The 19,110-nt window shown below is 45.2% G+C and carries 12 protein-coding genes, 1 pseudogene and 1 riboswitch; of the genes and pseudogenes, 5 read left to right on the top strand and 8 right to left on the bottom strand.

Annotation, left to right across the window (positions count from 1 at the left end; translation table 11 throughout):
* Position 1: 1 nt before the first annotated feature.
* From GLO7428_RS11835 to GLO7428_RS11820, 3 genes and pseudogenes are all read right to left on the bottom strand, one after another.
* Positions 2-1,021: an AraC family transcriptional regulator gene (locus tag GLO7428_RS11835; RefSeq protein ID WP_015188779.1), complete on the bottom strand. Its 1,020-nt coding sequence runs from the start codon at positions 1,019-1,021 to the stop codon at positions 2-4.
* 131 nt (positions 1,022-1,152) lie between these two features.
* Positions 1,153-2,240 (bottom strand): annotated as a pseudogene (locus GLO7428_RS29015) (ISAs1 family transposase).
* Positions 2,241-2,483: 243 nt separating this feature from the next.
* Positions 2,484-5,723 (bottom strand): alpha-mannosidase, encoded by a 3,240-nt coding sequence (locus GLO7428_RS11820; protein ID WP_015188778.1) that lies wholly within the window; start codon positions 5,721-5,723, stop codon positions 2,484-2,486.
* A 223-nt stretch (positions 5,724-5,946) separates the two neighbouring features.
* Here GLO7428_RS11820 and GLO7428_RS11815 point away from each other — a divergent pair, with 223 nt between their 5' ends.
* Complete coding sequence (locus GLO7428_RS11815) at positions 5,947-6,468, top strand: SMI1/KNR4 family protein (protein WP_196797504.1); 522 nt, start codon at positions 5,947-5,949, stop codon at positions 6,466-6,468.
* Positions 6,469-6,660: 192 nt separating this feature from the next.
* A complete protein-coding gene (locus GLO7428_RS11810) occupies positions 6,661-8,145 on the top strand; it encodes a hypothetical protein (RefSeq protein ID WP_015188776.1) in 1,485 nt (494 codons plus the stop codon).
* 43 nt (positions 8,146-8,188) lie between these two features.
* On the opposite strand, the gene GLO7428_RS11805 is transcribed toward GLO7428_RS11810, so the two are convergent.
* From GLO7428_RS11805 to GLO7428_RS26680, 3 genes are all read right to left on the bottom strand, one after another.
* Positions 8,189-9,802: a sodium:proton antiporter gene (locus GLO7428_RS11805; protein ID WP_015188775.1), complete on the bottom strand. Its 1,614-nt coding sequence runs from the start codon at positions 9,800-9,802 to the stop codon at positions 8,189-8,191.
* An 88-nt stretch (positions 9,803-9,890) separates the two neighbouring features.
* A riboswitch (Fluoride riboswitch) is annotated at positions 9,891-9,955 on the bottom strand.
* Positions 9,956-9,988: 33 nt separating this feature from the next.
* On the bottom strand, positions 9,989-12,226 hold the full coding sequence (locus tag GLO7428_RS11800; RefSeq protein ID WP_015188774.1) for a DUF3769 domain-containing protein: 2,238 nt from the start codon (positions 12,224-12,226) through the stop codon (positions 9,989-9,991).
* Positions 12,227-12,348: 122 nt separating this feature from the next.
* A complete protein-coding gene (locus GLO7428_RS26680) occupies positions 12,349-12,465 on the bottom strand; it encodes a photosystem II reaction center protein I (RefSeq protein WP_015188773.1) in 117 nt (38 codons plus the stop codon).
* Between the two features lie 278 nt (positions 12,466-12,743).
* Between GLO7428_RS26680 and glgP the strand changes: the two genes are divergently transcribed.
* Positions 12,744-15,299 carry an alpha-glucan family phosphorylase gene (gene glgP / locus GLO7428_RS11795; protein ID WP_015188772.1) on the top strand — a complete coding sequence of 852 codons (2,556 nt, stop codon included), beginning with the start codon at positions 12,744-12,746 and terminating at the stop codon, positions 15,297-15,299.
* Here glgP and GLO7428_RS11790 read toward each other — a convergent pair.
* Positions 15,283-16,035 carry a DUF429 domain-containing protein gene (locus tag GLO7428_RS11790; protein WP_041919109.1) on the bottom strand — a complete coding sequence of 251 codons (753 nt, stop codon included), beginning with the start codon at positions 16,033-16,035 and terminating at the stop codon, positions 15,283-15,285. The genes glgP and GLO7428_RS11790 overlap by 17 nt on opposite strands.
* 272 nt (positions 16,036-16,307) lie before the next feature.
* On the opposite strand from GLO7428_RS11790, the gene GLO7428_RS11785 reads away from it, so the two are divergent.
* Positions 16,308-16,931 carry a TMEM165/GDT1 family protein gene (locus tag GLO7428_RS11785; protein ID WP_015188770.1) on the top strand — a complete coding sequence of 208 codons (624 nt, stop codon included), beginning with the start codon at positions 16,308-16,310 and terminating at the stop codon, positions 16,929-16,931.
* Here GLO7428_RS11785 and GLO7428_RS11780 read toward each other — a convergent pair.
* Positions 16,924-17,727 carry a lipopolysaccharide assembly protein LapB gene (locus tag GLO7428_RS11780; RefSeq protein ID WP_015188769.1) on the bottom strand — a complete coding sequence of 268 codons (804 nt, stop codon included), beginning with the start codon at positions 17,725-17,727 and terminating at the stop codon, positions 16,924-16,926. The two genes, GLO7428_RS11785 and GLO7428_RS11780, sit on opposite strands and share 8 nt — an antisense overlap.
* Positions 17,728-18,166: 439 nt before the next feature.
* Between GLO7428_RS11780 and GLO7428_RS11775 the strand changes: the two genes are divergently transcribed.
* Positions 18,167-19,072 carry a hypothetical protein gene (locus GLO7428_RS11775; RefSeq protein WP_015188768.1) on the top strand — a complete coding sequence of 302 codons (906 nt, stop codon included), beginning with the start codon at positions 18,167-18,169 and terminating at the stop codon, positions 19,070-19,072.
* Positions 19,073-19,110: the final 38 nt, after the last annotated feature.

Genomic DNA, 19,110 nt, shown 5'->3' with positions numbered 1-19,110 from the left:
GTCAAATTCGACGACGGCGATAAGCACTAGGTGTCATGTTCATATGCCGCTTAAACGCATCACAAAACCGACTCGCACTCGCATATCCTACGCGATGGGCAATCTCAGCAATACTCAACTCGCGATCGCATAACAGTTCCTGTGCTTGCTTTATTCGACACGTTTGCAAATAACCAAACACTGTTGTGCCAAAAAGATAGCGAAAGCCTCGCTTTAATTTGTAGTCGTTTAGTCCCACCTGTCTTGCTAGGTCGAGTAGTGACGGAGGACCATCTAGATCGCGCTGGAGAATTTCTTTTGCTAAATGCAGACGTTCGATATCTGTGGGACGAAAATTTGGGATTGTATTGTATGAATTCTGTCCTGCCAATTGATGAAACTGTAACACTAATAGTTCTAGTACCTTACTTTCTAGGTACATGCGTTTGATGACACCATGATAGGGACAATTGAGCATTTGTTGGAGAGTCTGTTGCATGGCGGGGGTGCTTTGATTGAGAGATTGATGAAAGTTTTTTGCCGATTTTCCCTCAATCAGCGATCGCAGCAGAGACGAGGTATTGTCCCAATTCATTCCAAACGACTTCAATCGTTCTAAATCCGTCTTAATTCCTACACTTTTGTGGATTTGTTCGGCTGGGAAATATTCAATTGATCGTACTTCTTTGATGTAGCACAAACAGGTTTCACCAGCAGTTTCTTCGCGATCTTCTTCTAGCTGAATGCCTGGGTTAATCATACGGCGGTCGCCCGCTAAATAGAAATTTGATAACAGCATCCCCTCCCCGTTGTAATGATAGTCTAGACACAAGGGACGCCAATATTGATAGGTGGCAATGTGAATGCTTAGTCCTGGATGTAGATCAATAATCCACTCTTCTCCTTGCCCTAATCGCTTTGGGATAGCCCGTCGTTGTTCAACATCATTCCACTGCCAAAGAACCTCACCACACGCATTTGCTTCTTCCCAGATCGCATTATATTCAGCTTCAGTAATGATCCGTGCTGTGTCGAGTGGCATTATTCCTATCCCTACTAATTAAGAAAAGGTTTTATTTACTAATGTCACGTCCGGTTAAATAACCCAACTTTCATTGAGTTTAGGAGTTACGCACCTGCCCCCTAAATCCCCCACTCATGGGCAGGGCTGTTTCATTGTAGAGAGAGAAAGACCTGCTCAAACTGGTTGGCAAGCTGGCGTTTCGCTGAGGCAATGGAATGAAAGCCCAAGCGTCTTGCCAAGGTGATGAAAAAGGTCCGCACGATTGACCAGTTGGCAGCAGCGCGCTTATCGAGGTAGGGTGCATCATCTTCACCCAGCGAGACATCCTTGATCCAATGCAAGCGATTCTCAATCCCCCAGTGCCCCTGCACCAGTTGAGCAAAGCCGTGCGCACAGGTGATCAAACTACTGATGTAATACTGCCGCTCGCAAAAGGGCTGCTGCGCTCGGGTGCCCGAGCGTTCGACGACAATCAGCGACGCGAGTCCGCTCCAGTGCGATTGGAGCGCTTGCGACGGGCGATAGACCTGAACCCGACGATGCACGGTGCGACCATGACTGTGCTGTGTGTAGTCGTAGCAACTCCAGGGGTGACCCTGCTGCCAAGCTTGCTCAATCGCCTGGTACAGGTACGGTTGGTTCGCCTTGGCGCACACCAGATAGTCATCTCCCCGCTCGATGATTTGCGCTAAGGTTTTTTTTGACAGTGCAGTGCGTCCATCGTGACCACGACCCCATCAAGTGCCAGCGTTTTGAGCAACTGCTGCACCACGGTTTGTTCACTGGTGTTGTGATTGTCCATCGCCTGCATCTGATAGACAAAGCCGCACTCGTGGCTGAAGAGCGAAACCACACTGACAAACGCTTGAGTGTTTTGGTGGCAGTCGCTGACCGTACTTTTGATGCTTTTGCCGTCAATGGCAACAACCGCAGCCGGATCGAGCGGGACAAACTGCTTTGCCCACTGCGAAAACACCGCCGCAAACTCAGCAAAATCAAGCTGCATCATCACCCGCCGCAGGGTGGAATAGGAGGGAAATTCCACTTCATCACTCAATCCGAGTCGCGCTCGCAGGGCATCGCCATAGTGCTTGATGAACTCAGACAAAGGACGATAGCCCCAGTAGCCGAGCATCGTTCCCATCAGAATAATCAGCAGCACCAGCGAGAGCGGGTGACGTTTGCCTCGCGGGGCGCGGGGGTCAGCAACAGTGTTCAGCAATGCCAGCAGTTCCATGTCGAGCTTGCCATGTGGTCAACCTCACTCTAATTTTTCTCCATGCACTTTGAAACAGCCCTGCCCACTCATGGGGGACTTCAACTCAGATTCCCCCCACCCCCTCTCACTCTCCCCCAATGCATGGGGGAGAAGATAAGGATGAAACTTTTGTGTTTGGGGCTAGGGGAGCAAAATAGATTCAACTGCGTAAGTCCTGTGAGTTGTTAGTTGCCAATTGCTAACCACTCTAGTCACTAGTCACTAATCACTAGCCACTTTATTGTAAGTCACTGTAATTGAGAAAATTTTCCAAGGAGAAACTTTATAGATTGGCGATCGCACAGTAGATGTTGTCCGCTCTAATAAATCAACAGTTTCCCCGATCGCTAAATCTAAATCACTTTTGAAATCTAACTGTGCTGGTTCTCCATGACATTCATAACAGCGGAGAATCCATCGCTGCGAATTGTCTTCTGACTGTTTAAACGCCATCAAAATCAGGTTATCTGCTGATAAATCGAGAAAACAGCCTACTGGTGGTAAATTTTGCGGAACTTGAGCTTGTGGTGACATTAACATCACTTGTAGCGGATAATTTAGCTCATATCCGCGTCGTACTGTCTGCGCTTGTTGCCAATTACCTTGATGCGGATAAATCGCATACGTGAAGTAATGATTTCCGCGATCTGCGTCTGGGTTTGGCCATTCTGCACCACGTAACAAAGTCAGGCGTAATTGATGAGGTTGGCTATCGTAGCCGTATTTGCAATCATTCAGTAAACTGACACCGTAATTATCAGCACTCAAATCTGCCCAGTGTAGGGCGGGAACTTCCCATTTAGCTTGTTCTGCTGGTGTTTCTGGTTTAGTAGTACGCTGAATCGCACCGCAAGGAATTTCATAAGTTGCATAGTCAGCTTCAAAGTTGAACGGAAAAGCTGCTTTTACCAAAACATGACGCGATCGCCAGTTGACAGTCGTTTCTATTTTTAATAGCGGTAAACCCGCTTGTAAGACGTAATCTTGACAAAATTCTGATTCTCCGAGTTGACGCACAACGCGAATGCGACTTTGAATGATTCCTTGCTCTAACCACTGAATTGATTTGAGTTGCGCTGGCGGTAAAGGATGCTGTGCGTAGTTGGGGTCAATGTTCCATGCATCCCAATATTGATCGCTATCAGTAAATCCTTGTAATTGATTACCTCCGTCGGAATGCAATATCTCGCGATCGCACGTCTTATCAACAAGACTCTTTAAGTTTCCGTTCTCACAATCAAGAATGACCCGTAAAAATTCATTTTCTAGCGTCCAATCTTCAGTTTTTTTTCTATTGCCAGAGTAATACTCAACACCTGATATAATTTTTGTATTATTACCTTTTTCTTGCTCATTTTTTGTTGTATTATTTAATACATCGGTAGAGGCAGCTATAAACTTAAGTGCTACTAACCAAAAAACACGATAACCTGTAGCAGGAATATCCTTAGCTCTAAATAATAGTGATCGAGAAGCAAGAATTTGGCAAGGTAGCTGATTTCCGTATAAGTCGCAAACAACCCAGTCTTGTGCATCAGGTAGTGTCACGCTCACAACTTCAGAACGTTGCCAGTTGAGCGAATTAAACACAACTAAAGGCTGAGCGTCAGGATGCGGAGGTGGCGGTAATTTAATTTGAGATGCGATCGCACTTAACGACTGCTGAGTAATTTCTGCGGTAACTTGTTCAACTTCTTCCCAAGTTGGGTTAACCTCGGCGTAGACTTCAGGAATTGAAGAACCAGGGAGAATATCGTGAAATTGGTTAAATAAAACTTTCTTCCAAGCAGCTTCTAATTGAGCTTGAGGATAAACGAAGCCAGTCGCGATATTAGCTAGTGCGGCAAACAATTCTGCTTGATATAGTAATCCTTCACAACGGCGATTCCAACGCTTTTGATCCGCGTGGGTAGTGTAACAACCGCGATGAAATTCGAGATAGAGTTCATCTTGCCAGATAGGGAGGGGTGAGGAGCGTAGGGCTTTGCCCTTCTCGGAGAGTGGAGCGAGGAGCGAGGGGCGAAAGGTGTCTTCTTCAATTTGAGAACTATTGCGGATTTGCTGAAGATATTTTTCTGCTGTGGTAAACCTCAGTTGGGGGAAGAAGGGAGAGTTTTGCCATTTTTGGGCGACTTCTAACATATCGCGAGTCGGACCACCACCGTGATCGCCGACTCCAGGAAGCCAGAGTGAAGCTTTGAAACTTGTTTGCTGTTCCCAGTTGCAGGCATAAGTCGCCATTTTAATCGGGTCAATACCTTCACCTATCGGGGCAGACATGAAACTTAATATTGCGCTTCCATCAGACGATCGCCACCAAAAAGCACCATAGGGAAACTTTGTCGTATCGTTCCAAAGTAACTTTTGCGTGACAAAATACTCGATTCCGGCTTGCTGGAGAAACTGTGGTAACGTAGCGCAAAAACCAAAACTATCGGGTAGCCACGCTACTGTAGAAATCGCACCAAATTTAGCTAAAACATAGCGTTGACCGTATAATAGCTGACGTACAATCGATTCGCCACTGACTAAATTCAGTTCAGGTTCTACCCACAATCCGCCCACAACTTCCCAGCGTCCATTATTAACTTGTTGTTGAATTGCTGCAAATAAATCTGGGCGATGTTCTTCGATCCAGGCGTAAAGCGCAGGCGTAGAATGACAAAATATCAATTCTGGGAAATCTTGTTGAAGATTAAGAACCGAAGTAAATGTCCGTTGTGCGGCTTCCCAAGTGTCGCTAATTGCCCATAACCAAGCTAAATCAAGGTGTGCATGACCGAGAAGTTGAATTTGGCGTTGCTTAATCTCTTGTGCTAGGTATTGTACTGAGGAACGAATTGCGAGTAGCGATTCTGTAAATGCGTGCTTGTCGGGTAGAATTGACCAATCGATTTGTGCAAGCGCTGTCGCCAAGATTGATAATTTTTCAGGATAGAAGGTTTCTAAGTATTGCTGTAAAACCGCGAATTCATCCGCAATAAAGCCTGGTTCAGGATAGGCGGTGTCGGTAGATTCATAAAGACAAAGCGATCGCACTAAAGCCCCAGCATCGTGATTTGGACTTACCAAGCGTAAACTTACTGTAATTTCTTCGCCTGGCGTTGCTGCTGAACTGAGCAATACGCGCGTTGAACAATCAAATAAATCGCCTTCTTGGACAAGTTGACCGTTAACATAGATTTGTGCAGCTTCCGCCCACCAGGTAAGCGCTAAACGCAAACTTAAACCTGCAATTGGATACCCTGATAAATCATTGGGAATAACAAATTTTTGGGTTAACCACAGTACTTTTTGCCCCGCTGACCAAGCAATGTGTTCTCTTGCATTAAGTTTTACTTCAGCTTGCGATTCATCTAAAATTCGCCAACGTGCTTGAACATTGACTTGAGTGCGATCGCGAAGTTTCGCAATCACGGCTGAGATCAAGTTGCTATAAGTTTGAGGTTCTGTGGAAGTCATCGTTTCGATAAAATTGGAGCATTTAGATGTTACACATTACCTAAGGGCTGGTAATTAGTAATCGGTAATGGGAAAAAATGTTTATTTCTAGCTTCTGCTGCGCTGAAGTGATTTAATCTAGCAAAGACAGATTATGTATGATTGGCTGTGTAAGTCACTGGATCTGGCAAATGACATTTTCCGAGAGTTTTCGCTCGACTGCAAGTGTCATTTCAATAGCAGCGTGCAGCAAGAGGAGATTAATAAATGTGAACGCGAATTAAATTTATCACTTCCACGCAGTTATCGAGAATTTTTGCTGAGATCTAATGGCGCTCATCTGTTTTATAGTGAAGAATTAGAAGCTTGCTCAGATGATGTTTGGTGGGCGAGTTCCGGAATTAAGATTTTTGGAACTGGAGAATTGCTAAGCTATAGGCATTATAGACGTATAACCTCCAGCCCATTTAATGATCCAGAAGATCCATCCATACTTGCATTTGCCTACTTGGGGCGTGTAAGCACAGGTGATTTTTGCGCTTTTGATACAGCATTTGTTGGAGATGAGTATCCTGTTTTGGACTGCGATCAAGATTATCCATCTTCAAAATGGAAGGAGTCTCCAATTGCTTTCTCATTTGAAGAATGGTTACTCAAAATGTTTGATCGCATTGTTAACCACAAAAGCTTACCTGAGTACTGGTTTAGCGACACATTACATAATAACTCTTTAGGAATATTGGGAAGTTCTACAGACTATTGTTAAACTGCTGAGATTAAGTTGCTATAAGTTTGCGGCACTGTGGAGGTCATCTTTTCGATAAAATCAGATCATTGAATCAGTAGGTGACAATTAACGTAACGAGAAGACTGGTCATTGGTAATTGGAAAAAATACTTATTACCCATTACCCAAGCTAAATGAGCGTAACTTTTAATCCCTTAACCTAATCCAAAGTATGTCTTCGGCTTCTGGTCGCTATCAAAGCAAACTCTTCAATTTTATTCACCAGCAATCGCGGCGGTTTACAGAACAATGCGATCGCGCTTTTCGCCAAATTCAATTTGCTACGAGTTGGATAGCGCCAGCCGTCTTGTATCCTTTCTACGCTTTATTTCAGTCAACACGGAAGCTTAAGTTTTCTCCCAAGCCAGCGTCACCACAACTACAAGCATCTCAGCCAGATTCTTCCCCGCCAACTCCTAGCGCAGATACACCCATTCAGCAAGTATTGCAGCTATTTGAAACGCCTACTGAAGAAATTACACGACCTCAGCGAGATCAGCAACTCCAATCAACTATCTTTGCTTGGTTCTCGCCGCGAATCATTCATTTAGCCCAACAGACTAAAGAATTATTCCACCCAAGTCGCCAAGACACAACCGCTTCACCTGTGGAGTGGATACCTATTGCTGCAAAACTGAAGAACAATCGACGAGTCATTCGTGGAGTTGCGACTGAGCTTACAAATCGTAACTTAGTCTTAGTGACAACTGAAAATGAAATTCTTAATGTTTTTACGCCACAACAGCAGGAACAACTACAAGCCACGATTGAGGGAGAAGTCGCAACCTACTGGCGCTGTCAGCGCTTAGCGTATGCTTCCCAAGTTCAAACACAACTTAACGGAAAGACAAATCCAGGTAATTTACTGACTTATGCAAAACCGCTGAATTTGCTCGATCGCGTTCTTGCCGAAATCGAATCGCATTCTTCTGCACTCGCCCAACACTGGCAAAACCAATTAAATAGCACAACTATACTAGCAAATACAACGAATCAAAACAATATTGAATCTGATAATTCTACAAGCCAAACTTTACGAATTCAAGCTTTAATCTGGGCAGCAATTGATTTCTTTTTTGGAAGTAGCAGTAACACAAAAATAGGGAGAAATACGCCAGTAAAATCTTTGCAATATAGAAAGGTGCAGCCTAAAAGAATACCATATCGCCCTGTGTCTCAATTACCTGCTGCATCACATACCATTGAAGATCCTTGGCTATCGCTGAGTGACTTATTTGGTGAAGTAGAATCAGAAGCCCAAGTACAAGCAACAGTATCAACACAAACATCAGATAAAGCGCTTCCTGAGAATAAAACAAGTGATTCCCTGCGCAGAAAATTAATCAACGGTTGGCAAAGATTTAAGCCAAAAATCAATGTAGTAACTGCGTTAGTAAAAGTCAGGCACACGAATGCGATCGCTTCTGTAGCTTCTGAACCCAAACCACAACCGCATCCCGCACAAATTAATCCTACTGCTGAGTGGATCGATGTTAGTGCGATCGCTGTAGGTTATGTCAAACATCCTTTAGAGCAAGTCCTCGAATGGTTAGACCGCGCTATGCTGTGGCTAGAAAAATCGTTATTCAAATTCTGGCAGTGGTTGAAGCGATTTGATATCAGAAAGAGGAATCAGAGGTCGGAGATCAGAGGCTAGAGATAAAGCTAAGGAAAACTTAACATTTGGTGTCTCTGACAATTTAGCTATCGACTGTAATCACGGGAATCGGACTCATTTCTAAAACAGCTTGAGACACAGAACCAAGAATGACATCTTCCCAAGTGCGGTGTCCCCGTTTACCGATCACAACATCTGTGACTTGACGCGCTTGCGCAACTTGGACGATCGCCTCTGGAACTGCACCAGTTTGCGTGAGAAACTCATGGCGAATATCTGCGAGTAACTGTTTTGCTTGGCTTTGGAGTTCGTCTACGGCGTGTTTATCTCCTAGGTTATCAACGTACAACACAATCACTTCACCGTTGCTGCGTCGTGCTAAATCAGCCGCTTTGCGGAGGACTTGAATTGCGAGTGGGGAGGTATCTACCGCTGCTAGAAACACGGGACGACCTGTAACCGCAACTTTGGTCGGATCGACTTCTCCTTTTTCTAAGAGTTTGGGTGCGAACACTTGCGTTGCCCATGCACCAATGGGAGCCGTTGTCAAGATCGAAAGCGCGGCGATCGCCAAAATAATTTCGCCACCCTCAATTCCTGCGGCTAAAGGTAATGCACCAATTGCGGCTTGTACTGTCGCCTTTGCCATATTTCCTGGAAGTAAGAATACCTTTTCTTGCCAAGTCCAGTTGCTACCTAAAGTTGAGAGATACCAACCAAGCGACCGACCAACGACTAAACCAAGTGTTAAAAGTAACAATCCAGGCAGTAAGATATTTCCTAATACTTGCAATTGAATTGTTGCTCCTAGTAATACAAATAAGACAATCTCTGCTATTGTCCACAATGCGTCAAATCCACCACGAATCAAACGCGCTAGGGGTGCATCGAATTCAATTAAAAAGAACCCCATTGCCATAACAGCAAGATAGCCAGAATAGTAGGGAAATACTGCGGTAAAAATGACGAGAAATAATGCTGTACCTGCTGCAATAATCATGTCCTGAACAACATTGCGCGTCCATTGCTTAACTAACACAAGCACCAACAAGCGCGCAAACAGAAAACCTGCTGCTAATCCCAAAACAATTTCTAGAATTATTTGAAACGGTAAAAGTTGTAAAGGAGATAATGTAATACCACCAAAAAGTGTAACGGCTTCACTTCCTTGTTGTCCCAAAAAATTCAGTAATAAGCTAAATATCAGCAAAAGTAAAACATCAGACAGCGCACTTCCTGTCAAAATTGCATCGGGAATGCCTTTAGCGACTCCCCAACCCAAACTCTTCAGTCGCAACATTCCTGGTACAATAACTGCGGGTGATTCGGCTCCGACAACACAGCCCAACAGTAAACCAGTCAAAAAATCAAAGTTGAATAGAAGCATCGACAATAAAGCAATAACTATTGCTTCAGTTGACGCGGGAAGAAATCCTAAACGTAATGCTACGGTTCCTTGTTGTGCTAGCTTTTCGCGGTCTAATCCTAGTCCTGCTTTCATCAAGATAATCGTAACTGCAACTAGCCGTAAGTCATCGGCTGCATCTAAGACTTCAGGACTAATAAAATTTGCGAATTGCGGACCGATCGCAATCCCGACTAGGATCATACCAATGAGGGGCGGCGCTCCTAATCGTTGGGCAAGTTGACCCGCAAAAAAGCCCATGAATAAAATCCACAGCGCGCTAGCTAACACTTCTTTCTCCTTCAGAAAATCACAACATTACATTGCCCAAAGGAGTAAGAGAAGCATTAACAGCAACAGCCCTACCCTCTGGCAAACCAGAATAGTAGGAGCCATCAGCCTTAATAATAGGCGGTTAGGGTGAGCTCCATCACCCAGTTCAGAAGCAAGAATAACACAATTTTGTTCGCACTTCACCTAAAACGGCGATCGCACATCACCGGCGAAAGGATCTGTACCGCCAACCCAATTAAAATCGCTAATTCTCAAAGTCAGCGAACCCAACTCTAATGCTGGATTATAGCGAAGGACAACGCCATAAGTACGGCGACTGTATTCGAGAAAATAGTCAGTACTAAGTTCTTGACCTGTATCGACATTAATCGAAGTCTGCACGCCAAGGCGAAACGGTCCATAAATTTGCTGCGTGATTCCGGCGGATAGAATTTTTGTGTCAGCAGTGCGATCAAATAAAAACGGCGATGAACCGCCCAAGATCCCTTGAGAATATGCCAGGTTAAAGCCGGTATAGTCTAAATACGGTCGCGAGAAATTACCAAACTGCCCTTGAATGCCAATTGTTCCGGTTAACAAAGTTTGTTGGTCGCCATTACTATAAAAACTCGCATCACCGCGCACGCCACCGTATACTTGCACGTAAGGAACGATCGGCGTAGGTGTATAACGTAATCCTTGGGTTGCGGTTGCGGGTAAAGGAGTTCCTTGCCAAAGCAAGAATCCACGACTGAGTGCTGCACTACCTTGCAAGCGACCTAATGATATGCGATTGTTGTCCCGATCCGGTTCGAGTAAATCAATGCGATCGCTATCGGCTGTAATGTATTGCGCCCCTGCTTGATAGCTAAGATTAAATCCGGTGTCTCCGATGGGAATCACTGGCGAAGTCACAATTCCACCGATGCTACTACGTACTGTTTGATAGCCTAAGGAACCGTTATATAGGCGATCGCGATAACTATACTCTACGGTTAAGCCATGCGGTCTTTCCAGAAGATTGACGGGGGTACGCAGCCGCAAACTAGCGCGTAAGTTATCTGCAATATCCGTGAATCCTGGAAGTACTGCTGAACCTGTGAGTATTGTCTGTGGTCCTAAAGTCGCATCTAAGCTACCGCGTACGCCAAAGAGATCGGGGCTAAAAATATTACCGCCACTTTCGGTTATCGCTTGTTGCACAAAAACTTGTGGTGTGACACTGACTCGCACGGCTTCGCTATCAATAACATTGAAACTGCGTTCAACAAATAGTCCCCCGCGATCCTCGCTATCGTAACCCAAGTTAACTAATCCTGGAGTCACCTGCCGTTGTCTGCGGTCAATCACTTGTTCGTTGCGCGGAATTGGGATAGAGAAGCCTTGGTCAAAAACTAAGCGTTGTCCTGTTGTTCTGATGCGATCGCGTGAGGGTGTCTCGCGTGTCAATGTTAATGTATCCGCGCGTAACTCTAACTCTGGAGGCGAAAACGGATCGTTAGTGATGCTGACATTCGTTGCTTGCCAACCTTGAGGATCGAAGTTAATTGTGTCTGCTTCAACGCGCAAGCGGCGGATCTCGCCTCCTTGTTGTGGTAAAGGTACGCCACCAAATCCACGATCTGAGCCTGCGGTAATTCCTACACCACCAGGGCTTGTGACTTGTTGTAGCGGTTGATTGGCTGTGATGCGATCGCTGAGTGGTCGTGGCGCGATTCCTCCAGCGGTGACATCTGTGGGTAAACTCGGTGTAAAATCTGCCCCTGCGGTGGGAATAAAAACTTCCCCACTCGCATTCAGAACATTTCCTGTATCTTGAACAAGGTTGTAAGTAAAGCGATCGCCGCGTATCACTTGTTGTCCGCGTGTCAGTGCAACATTTCCTTCACCGACACCGATGAGATTTTCCAAATTCACCTGAAGGCGATCCGCATCTAACACCGTGCCATCATACCGCAGCAAAACATCACCTTCTGCTGTGACAATCTGCCGCTGGGCGTCGTATTCTTGATAATTTGAGTTTAACTCGATGATGCGATCGCCACCTGTTGATGCTGGTGCAGGTTGACTTGGTGCCGGTGGTGGCGTTTGTACTGCTTCTGGTGCTACTGTCGCTGGTGCACTAAAATCTAGTGTTCTTAAGTTATTAACACTATTTTCTGGTGTTTGAGCAATTGTCTCGCTGGCAAATTTTTTTAACTTCGCGATCGTGCGATTGCGACTTTCAACGTCACTAACTTGCAACGGTGGAATTGGACTAGAGGAAACTTCTTGCGCAGTATTATTTTGTCCAACTGGATAACCAATCGAAACTTCGCCCAAAAGTGTAGCGTCTTTAGCTGCGGCTAATTGCGGTGGTACCGAAGATGAAGTAGGGGAAATTGCCGTAGACGACAAATGGACAACATGGTGCGGTTCAGGGGGCGGTACTGCGTGAGTCATATTTGAGTCAAAATAAGCAAACAGACAGCCCAGTGCATAACCTCAAGCGCACTTTTAACCCGTCAGCATTAAACAAATTCAACTGAACTTGTGCCTTTTGGTCTACGGCATCTTGTATGTGGTTATTCGAGATCCCGCCGACCAGGGTTACGTGCTGGGTCATTGGACAAAAAGCCAAAGACAAATATACCAACGAAGAAGGTAACAACTATATAGACAACAATTTTAAGAGTCAACATAAAACTATCTCCAAGTATGAGAAGCTAAAGGAAACTGCAATGCGCAGATAGTCCTTTTCATCATACCCAAATGTCGTCCCTTTTTTTTTGGTTGATATTGTTTGACTACCTGCAAATTCTGACGTGAGTTTGATGTTAAGGTTTCACTATAGCAGGGGTCAGAGGTCAGGGTTAAACGATTGCGATCGCTTTATCCTCGATAAAGTATTAATCGTTGCCAACTTGCGGCAGAAGTAGTTAAACAATTCTTTAATAACCAAATACATATCTGCCATCTTATGCAACCAATTTACACATTCAACGTCTCGCCAGCTTTGCCGCCCCATCTAGAAAAACTGCGGCAGCTTGCCTACAATATTCACTGGGACTGGAACACTGAAGCTAAAGACTTATTCCGCCGCTTGGATCTAGACCTTTGGGAATCGAGTCATCACAATCCTGTTTTGATGCTAGGAACAATTAGTCAAACACGACTGCAAGAAGTTGTGGAAGACGAAGGCTTTCTCGCGCAAATGGATCGCGCGGCGCGCCAGTTAGAAGAATATTTGCAAGACGGAACGTGGTACGAAAGAAATCGAAGCCAGGAATCAGAGTGTTATGCGTATTTTTCCGCTGAATTTGGCTTAGTTGATTGCTTACCGATCTATTCTGGAGGTTTGGGCGTTTTAGCAGGCGATCATCTCAAATCAGCTAGTGACTTAGGATTACCACTCGTAGGAGTTGGGCTACTTTACCAGCAAGGCTATTTTGCGCAATATCTTAACCCTGATGGCTGGCAACAAGAACGCTACCCAATTAATGACTTCTATAATATGCCGCTGCATTTAGAGCGTCATCCTGATGGTTCAGAGTTACGCATTGCGGTTCCTTATCCTGGACGTACTGTTTACGCGAGAGTATGGCGCGTGCAAGTGGGGAGAGTACCGCTTTACTTACTCGATACCAATATCGAACCCAACAACCCTTACGATCACGATATCACCGATCAGTTATACGGTGGTGACATCGATATGCGCATCCACCAAGAAATTATGCTGGGAATTGGTGGGGTGTTGATGCTCAAGGCATTAGGATACAAAGTGACAGCGTACCATATGAACGAAGGTCACTCGGCTTTTCTCACGTTAGAGCGCATCCGTGGCTTAATGCAAGAAGGGCTAGATTATGCCACAGCAAGACAAGTCGTCATTTCGAGTAATATCTTTACTACTCACACTCCTGTACCCGCAGGAATTGACTTGTTTCCACCCGATAAAATTTTGTATTACTTGGGGCATTATGCTGATGAGTTTGGATTATCCAAGGATCAATTTTTGGGGTTGGGAAGAGAAAATACGGGCGATCTCACTGCGCCATTTAGTATGGCAGTTTTCGCGCTGAAAATGGCAACGTTTGCTAATGGTGTAGCGCAATTGCATGGTGTCGTGTCGCGCGAGATGTTTCAAGGCTTGTGGCGCAGTTTACCGGAAGATGAAGTTCCAATTACCGCGATTACGAATGGCGTTCATGCGCGTAGTTGTGTTGCTAAATCAACGCAAGAATTATACGATCGCTACCTTGGTCCTACTTGGTCATCTGCACCAACCGATCATCAACTTTGGGAACGTGTTGATGCTATCCCCGATGAAGAATTATGGCGCAATCACGAACGCTGTAAGGTAGAAATGATTGTCGCGGTGCGCGAACACTTGGTCAAGCATTTACGCGATCGCGGTGCTTCGCCAGCAGAAATTGCCTCTTCCCAAGAAGTTCTCGATCCCTCAACGCTGACGATTGGTTTTGCGCGTCGCTTTGCAACTTATAAGCGCGCAACGCTGTGGATGCGAGACATTGACAGGATCAAGCGCATTCTTATGGCAAATAAAGATCGTAAAGTGCAATTTGTGATTGCGGGTAAAGCCCATCCGAAAGATATTCCTGGTAAAGAACTGATCCGCGATATTAATCACTTTATTCAGGAACATGGTGTAGAAAAGCAAGTTGTCTTTGTGCCTAACTATGACATTCACATCGCCCGTTTACTCGTTGCAGGTTGCGATGTATGGTTAAATACACCGCGCCGCCCTAGAGAGGCTTCGGGTACAAGTGGAATGAAAGCAGCGATGAATGGATTGCTGAACCTCAGTGTCCTTGATGGTTGGTGGGATGAAGCTGATTATGTGCGCACAGGTTGGGCAATTGGACACGGTGAATCTTACGACGATCCTCATTATCAAGATGAAGTCGAAGCCAATGCTTTTTATGAGTTACTTGAAAAAGAAGTTGTTCCCTTGTTCTATAACCGCGATGCTGACGGGCTACCGCGTCAATGGCTTGCCAAGATGAAAGCCGCAATTCGCTACAATTGTCCATTCTTTAATACCGCGCGGATGGTGCGCGATTATGCTAGGAAAGCCTATTTCCCCGCAAGCGATCGCTACCATACTTTGACAGCGAATCACTACTCTCCTGCACGCGAGTTAGCGCAGTGGAAAGTGAATCTTCTCGACCGCTGGTTTAATATCAAAATTGTCAATATTGATATTGCTGCGAGTTCTGATGTGCAAGTCAATCAAAATATCTCGGTAAAAGCCCAAATTGACTTGGCTAATCTTTCTCCAGAAGATGTGCAGGTAGAACTTTATCAAGGTGCGGTTGATGCGAGTGGCGAAATTGTGAACGGAATTGCGCATGAAATGAATTTCCAAGGTCGCGATCAACAAGGCTATAGCATTTATACTGGCACGATTACTTATACAACTTCCGGTTTACAAGGCTTGTCGTTGCGCGTTTTACCAAAGCACGCCTTGCTTTCGAGTCCGTATGAACCTAGGGTGATTATGTGGGCAAATTAGTAGTTTGTTTCTTGGGAACAACAATGTAACCTGTTGTGCGATCGCCGAGTACTAGATTTCGTTCGGTTCCCCAGTACCACCAATAAGCGGCTACGTAAGCACAGATGAGGCTATCGAGTTTGTCTTCGAGGGCTTTGAGGGCTGCTGTGGTGCTGGGGATTTCTTGGGGAAACGAACCACAAAGGCACAAAGAACACAAAGAAGGAAATAATGTGGGGAGGGTGGTGAGAATGTGTTGGTGAAGCTTGATGAGTTCTAGGCGGCGATCGCTGAGGCGTCCTTTTTTGTATTTGAGGATGCAGTTGAGGTTGAATAAGTGAACGATCGCCGGATGGGGAAAAACTTCGATTTGGTATCTTCCGAGTTTTTGTGGTTCGATTTGCGGGGCGTGGACGAATCCTCGTGCTTCGAGTTCTAAGCCGAAATTGATAGTACGTTGGGCAAAGGCTAAACTTTGGTTGGCTGGGTAGCATCCTGCGTGGTATTTACCAAAGTATTTGTGCGTGAGTTTGTCGGGTAAACGCGTTCCTGTCGCGTTGGGGATGATGGTAGGGGCGTCTACGGCTACGATCGCCGGTGCGTGGGGTTCTACTTTGGTATCAATCCAGGTAAAAATATCGGCGATCGCTTCTTTTCGGTCTAAATCTACAAGTTGTAGCGCTTTATCTTGCCACTCTAGACAACATAAACCACTCGGTTGCGATCGCCATCCGAAATCGATTCCTATAAACCTCATTTTAATATTTTCTTTAAATCTATCGCAAGACATAGTAGAATAAACCTAGTTTGAAGGGGAGTAGCTACTGACACGTGGTTTTGTCAGTACACTTGAATCAACACACTGGCGTATAAGCCTGGTTCAAGTGACAATTTAGCACCTAGCATCGAGCGCGCTAATTTGGAAGTGAGACCTTCACTAAGTTCACAGCAGTTTATGTGAGCTTGGTGGGGTCTTTTGGCGGTCATCAAGCTCTTTAGCAGTAAGTCTAGTTTGAGGAGCTTGATTAGGTGCTATCTGCATTCATCGCGGGCTTTTTACTCATTGCCGTTTCTGAGCTAGGAGATAAAACATTCTTTATCGCCGCAATTTTAGCGATGCGCCACTCGCGCAGGCTGATTTTTGCTGCTGTAGTGGCGGCTTTAGCCGCAATGACGGTGCTATCTGTACTTGTCGGACAAGTTGCGTCTTTACTGCCACCAAATTACATTTATTACGCTGAAATCGTTTTGTTTATTGGCTTTGGTTTTAAACTGCTGTACGATGCGAGTCAAATGCCAGCGAATACGTGTGATGCTGAAGTTGTCCAAGAAGCGGCAGACATTGTTGACAAAGCCGAAGGTCACTTACCTCAGCAAACAAATTGGGCAATTTGCGTCGAAGCCTTTGTTTTGACATTTCTTGCCGAATGGGGCGATCGCACGCAATTTGCAACGATCGCTTTAGCCGCAGGCAATAATCCCTTTGGGGTAACGACAGGTGCCATTTTAGGTCATGCCCTTTGTGCGGCGATCGCCGTCATCGGTGGCAGAATGCTTGCTGGACGAATATCCGAGCAAGCATTGACAATCTTTGGTGGGTGCTTGTTTTTACTCTTTGGGTTGGTCGCGTGGTGGGAAGGACCTCTTAGTTAGCGGGGCTAGGAGTTGGTGCAACTTGCGGGGCTTGCGCAAGTTGATTGATGCGCTCTTTGTATTGTGCGGGAGCTAAAGACGCAGCGTTATCAAATAAGGATTTAGCTTCCTCATTTTTACCTTGTTGTTTGAGCGCCATTGCTTTTGCTAATACCGGACGAAAGTCTTGTTTATTATTACTAATGAGTTCGTCGTAAATGGCGATCGCCTCGTTGTAATTTTGCTGTGTTGCATAAACTTGAGCTAACAGCAGCCGAACAGCGTTAACGTCGATGTTATCAGCTTGTTGCGCGTTATCAAGTGTATTCTGAAGTAATGCGATCGCTTCTGTCGGGCGTTGTTCGCGTAATTGAATATTAGCGAGTCCTTCAAGCGCCTGAAGATTACCTGGATTGGTTGCGAGAATCGAGCGATAAGCCGTCGTTTCACCTTCGCGATCGCCTAGCCGTTGCTTAATGTCTGCTAAGAGTAAATTGTATTCAGCTTCTGTAGGATTCAATGCTGCTAATTTCTGTAGGGGAGCAACAGCACCTTTAAGATCCAACAATTCAAGTCGCGCTTTGACAAGTCCCCGCAGCGCTGTTTGATTTTCTGGTTCTCGCTGAAGGACAACTTCGTACCCGCGTGCAGCTTCTGTAAGTTGTTGTTGCGCCTGATTCGTTACGGGTGCTTCGCCTGCTGGTTGACTAGCACGAAATGCGGTACTGAACAAAGGAAGCATGGAAAAGCCAACAAAGGCAATGATTGCCAGCACCAGAACTACACTAATAAACCAGCGTCTACGTGGTTGAGACACAAAACTGCCTTGAACTCTAAATCTAAAATAATATTATCTTTGACAAATCAGGGCATTACTGAAAAATGCTTTAACTTTGCCAAAGCATTTTAGACCTACAAGTTAAAATATCTCCAATATGTCTCAAGTAGGTACTTAAAACAGATTTCAACCAATTTTTTGTAGGAACGTGCTGTGAAATAGGATTTGAACCTCATGAACGCTTGGAACAACGCACAGAACCTTCAAATAATGTTCGGTTGGGTGATGGTTGTTCTGTGTTCGATGACTAGAGGGTATGTACCTGTGCTATGCTTCGCACACTGGACTTTGCACTATGCATTTAAGCGACTGTTTTTGCTAAGAAGTTACCAGCGTGTACTTCCTATCAGTTTACAGCTAATGTGCAGGTGCCAAATAAAATCTCAATTTGGATGTGTCTCCGCCGCAAGGAGTTTTTATGAATTCCTCTGTTAATCCGTTTTCCGAATCGTCTAATGCTGCTTTTGAGCGCGTTACAATAAGCTCGCAAGCAGGTACCGAAGCTGAATCATCACCAAATCTCTCAGAAACTACTTTAGAATCTGTCAATCGACAGCAACCGATCCCACCTCCGAGCGAACCAATGCAATATCGTGCAATTGGGTTAGTTCGTGGCAAGTACGTCCCCAGCAGCGAGCAATTCACTAAAGGTGTTCTGTTGACAAGCGATGGCGTAGAAATTGAAACTGTCCTTTTAGGAAGGATTATGAGTTTAGTGCGGAACCACCTCGATTTATCTCAAGAACATTTGTGGGTAGTTTATCCGCGTACGCAACCAAAAGAAGGAACTTTACACCTACAAGTTGTTGGTGTTTGGGAGCCAGATAAGTTAGCAAAACAGCAAAATACAACAGATCAGGGTGAATCTCCTGCTGCACCAGAGGAAATGACATCGACTGCGCCGTTCGTTGAAGATGGCTATTTCTCTGTGCGGGGTGAGATTGTTTATCAGTCTGCTCCTGACGAACACTTTATTGTGAAAATCAAGCAGGCTCCACGCAAAGATTCGGATAAGCCCAAGTATTTCAAGTTAAAACTCAACGGGGATCTAAAAAGTAAAGCAGTTGGTCAGTTTTGGGACTTACACGCGAAGAGACAGGAGAAAGATTTAGTCCTAACAGAGGCAAATGCGATCGCAATTCTGCCAGCGAAGCCCAAGTTAAAGCGTGGTGGTCCGCCACGTAAAGGTGGTTATCCCTTTCCAAAACGCAATTCCGAAACGCCACGTCCCGTGCGTAAAACTTTAGACTCTAAGCCAACAGCGCGACCAATTCCAAAATCATCGGTTCCTAAACCGATCAAACGCCCAAAGCCACCAAATTGAGCAGAGGGACACAGTAAGGTTCTGTTATAAACTTCTCT

This window comes from Gloeocapsa sp. PCC 7428, from assembly GCF_000317555.1.
Taxonomy (GTDB): domain Bacteria; phylum Cyanobacteriota; class Cyanobacteriia; order Cyanobacteriales; family Chroococcidiopsidaceae; genus Chroogloeocystis.
The sequence above is the reverse complement of the archived record's forward strand: the minus strand, read 5'-3'. Positions and strand labels throughout refer to the sequence as shown.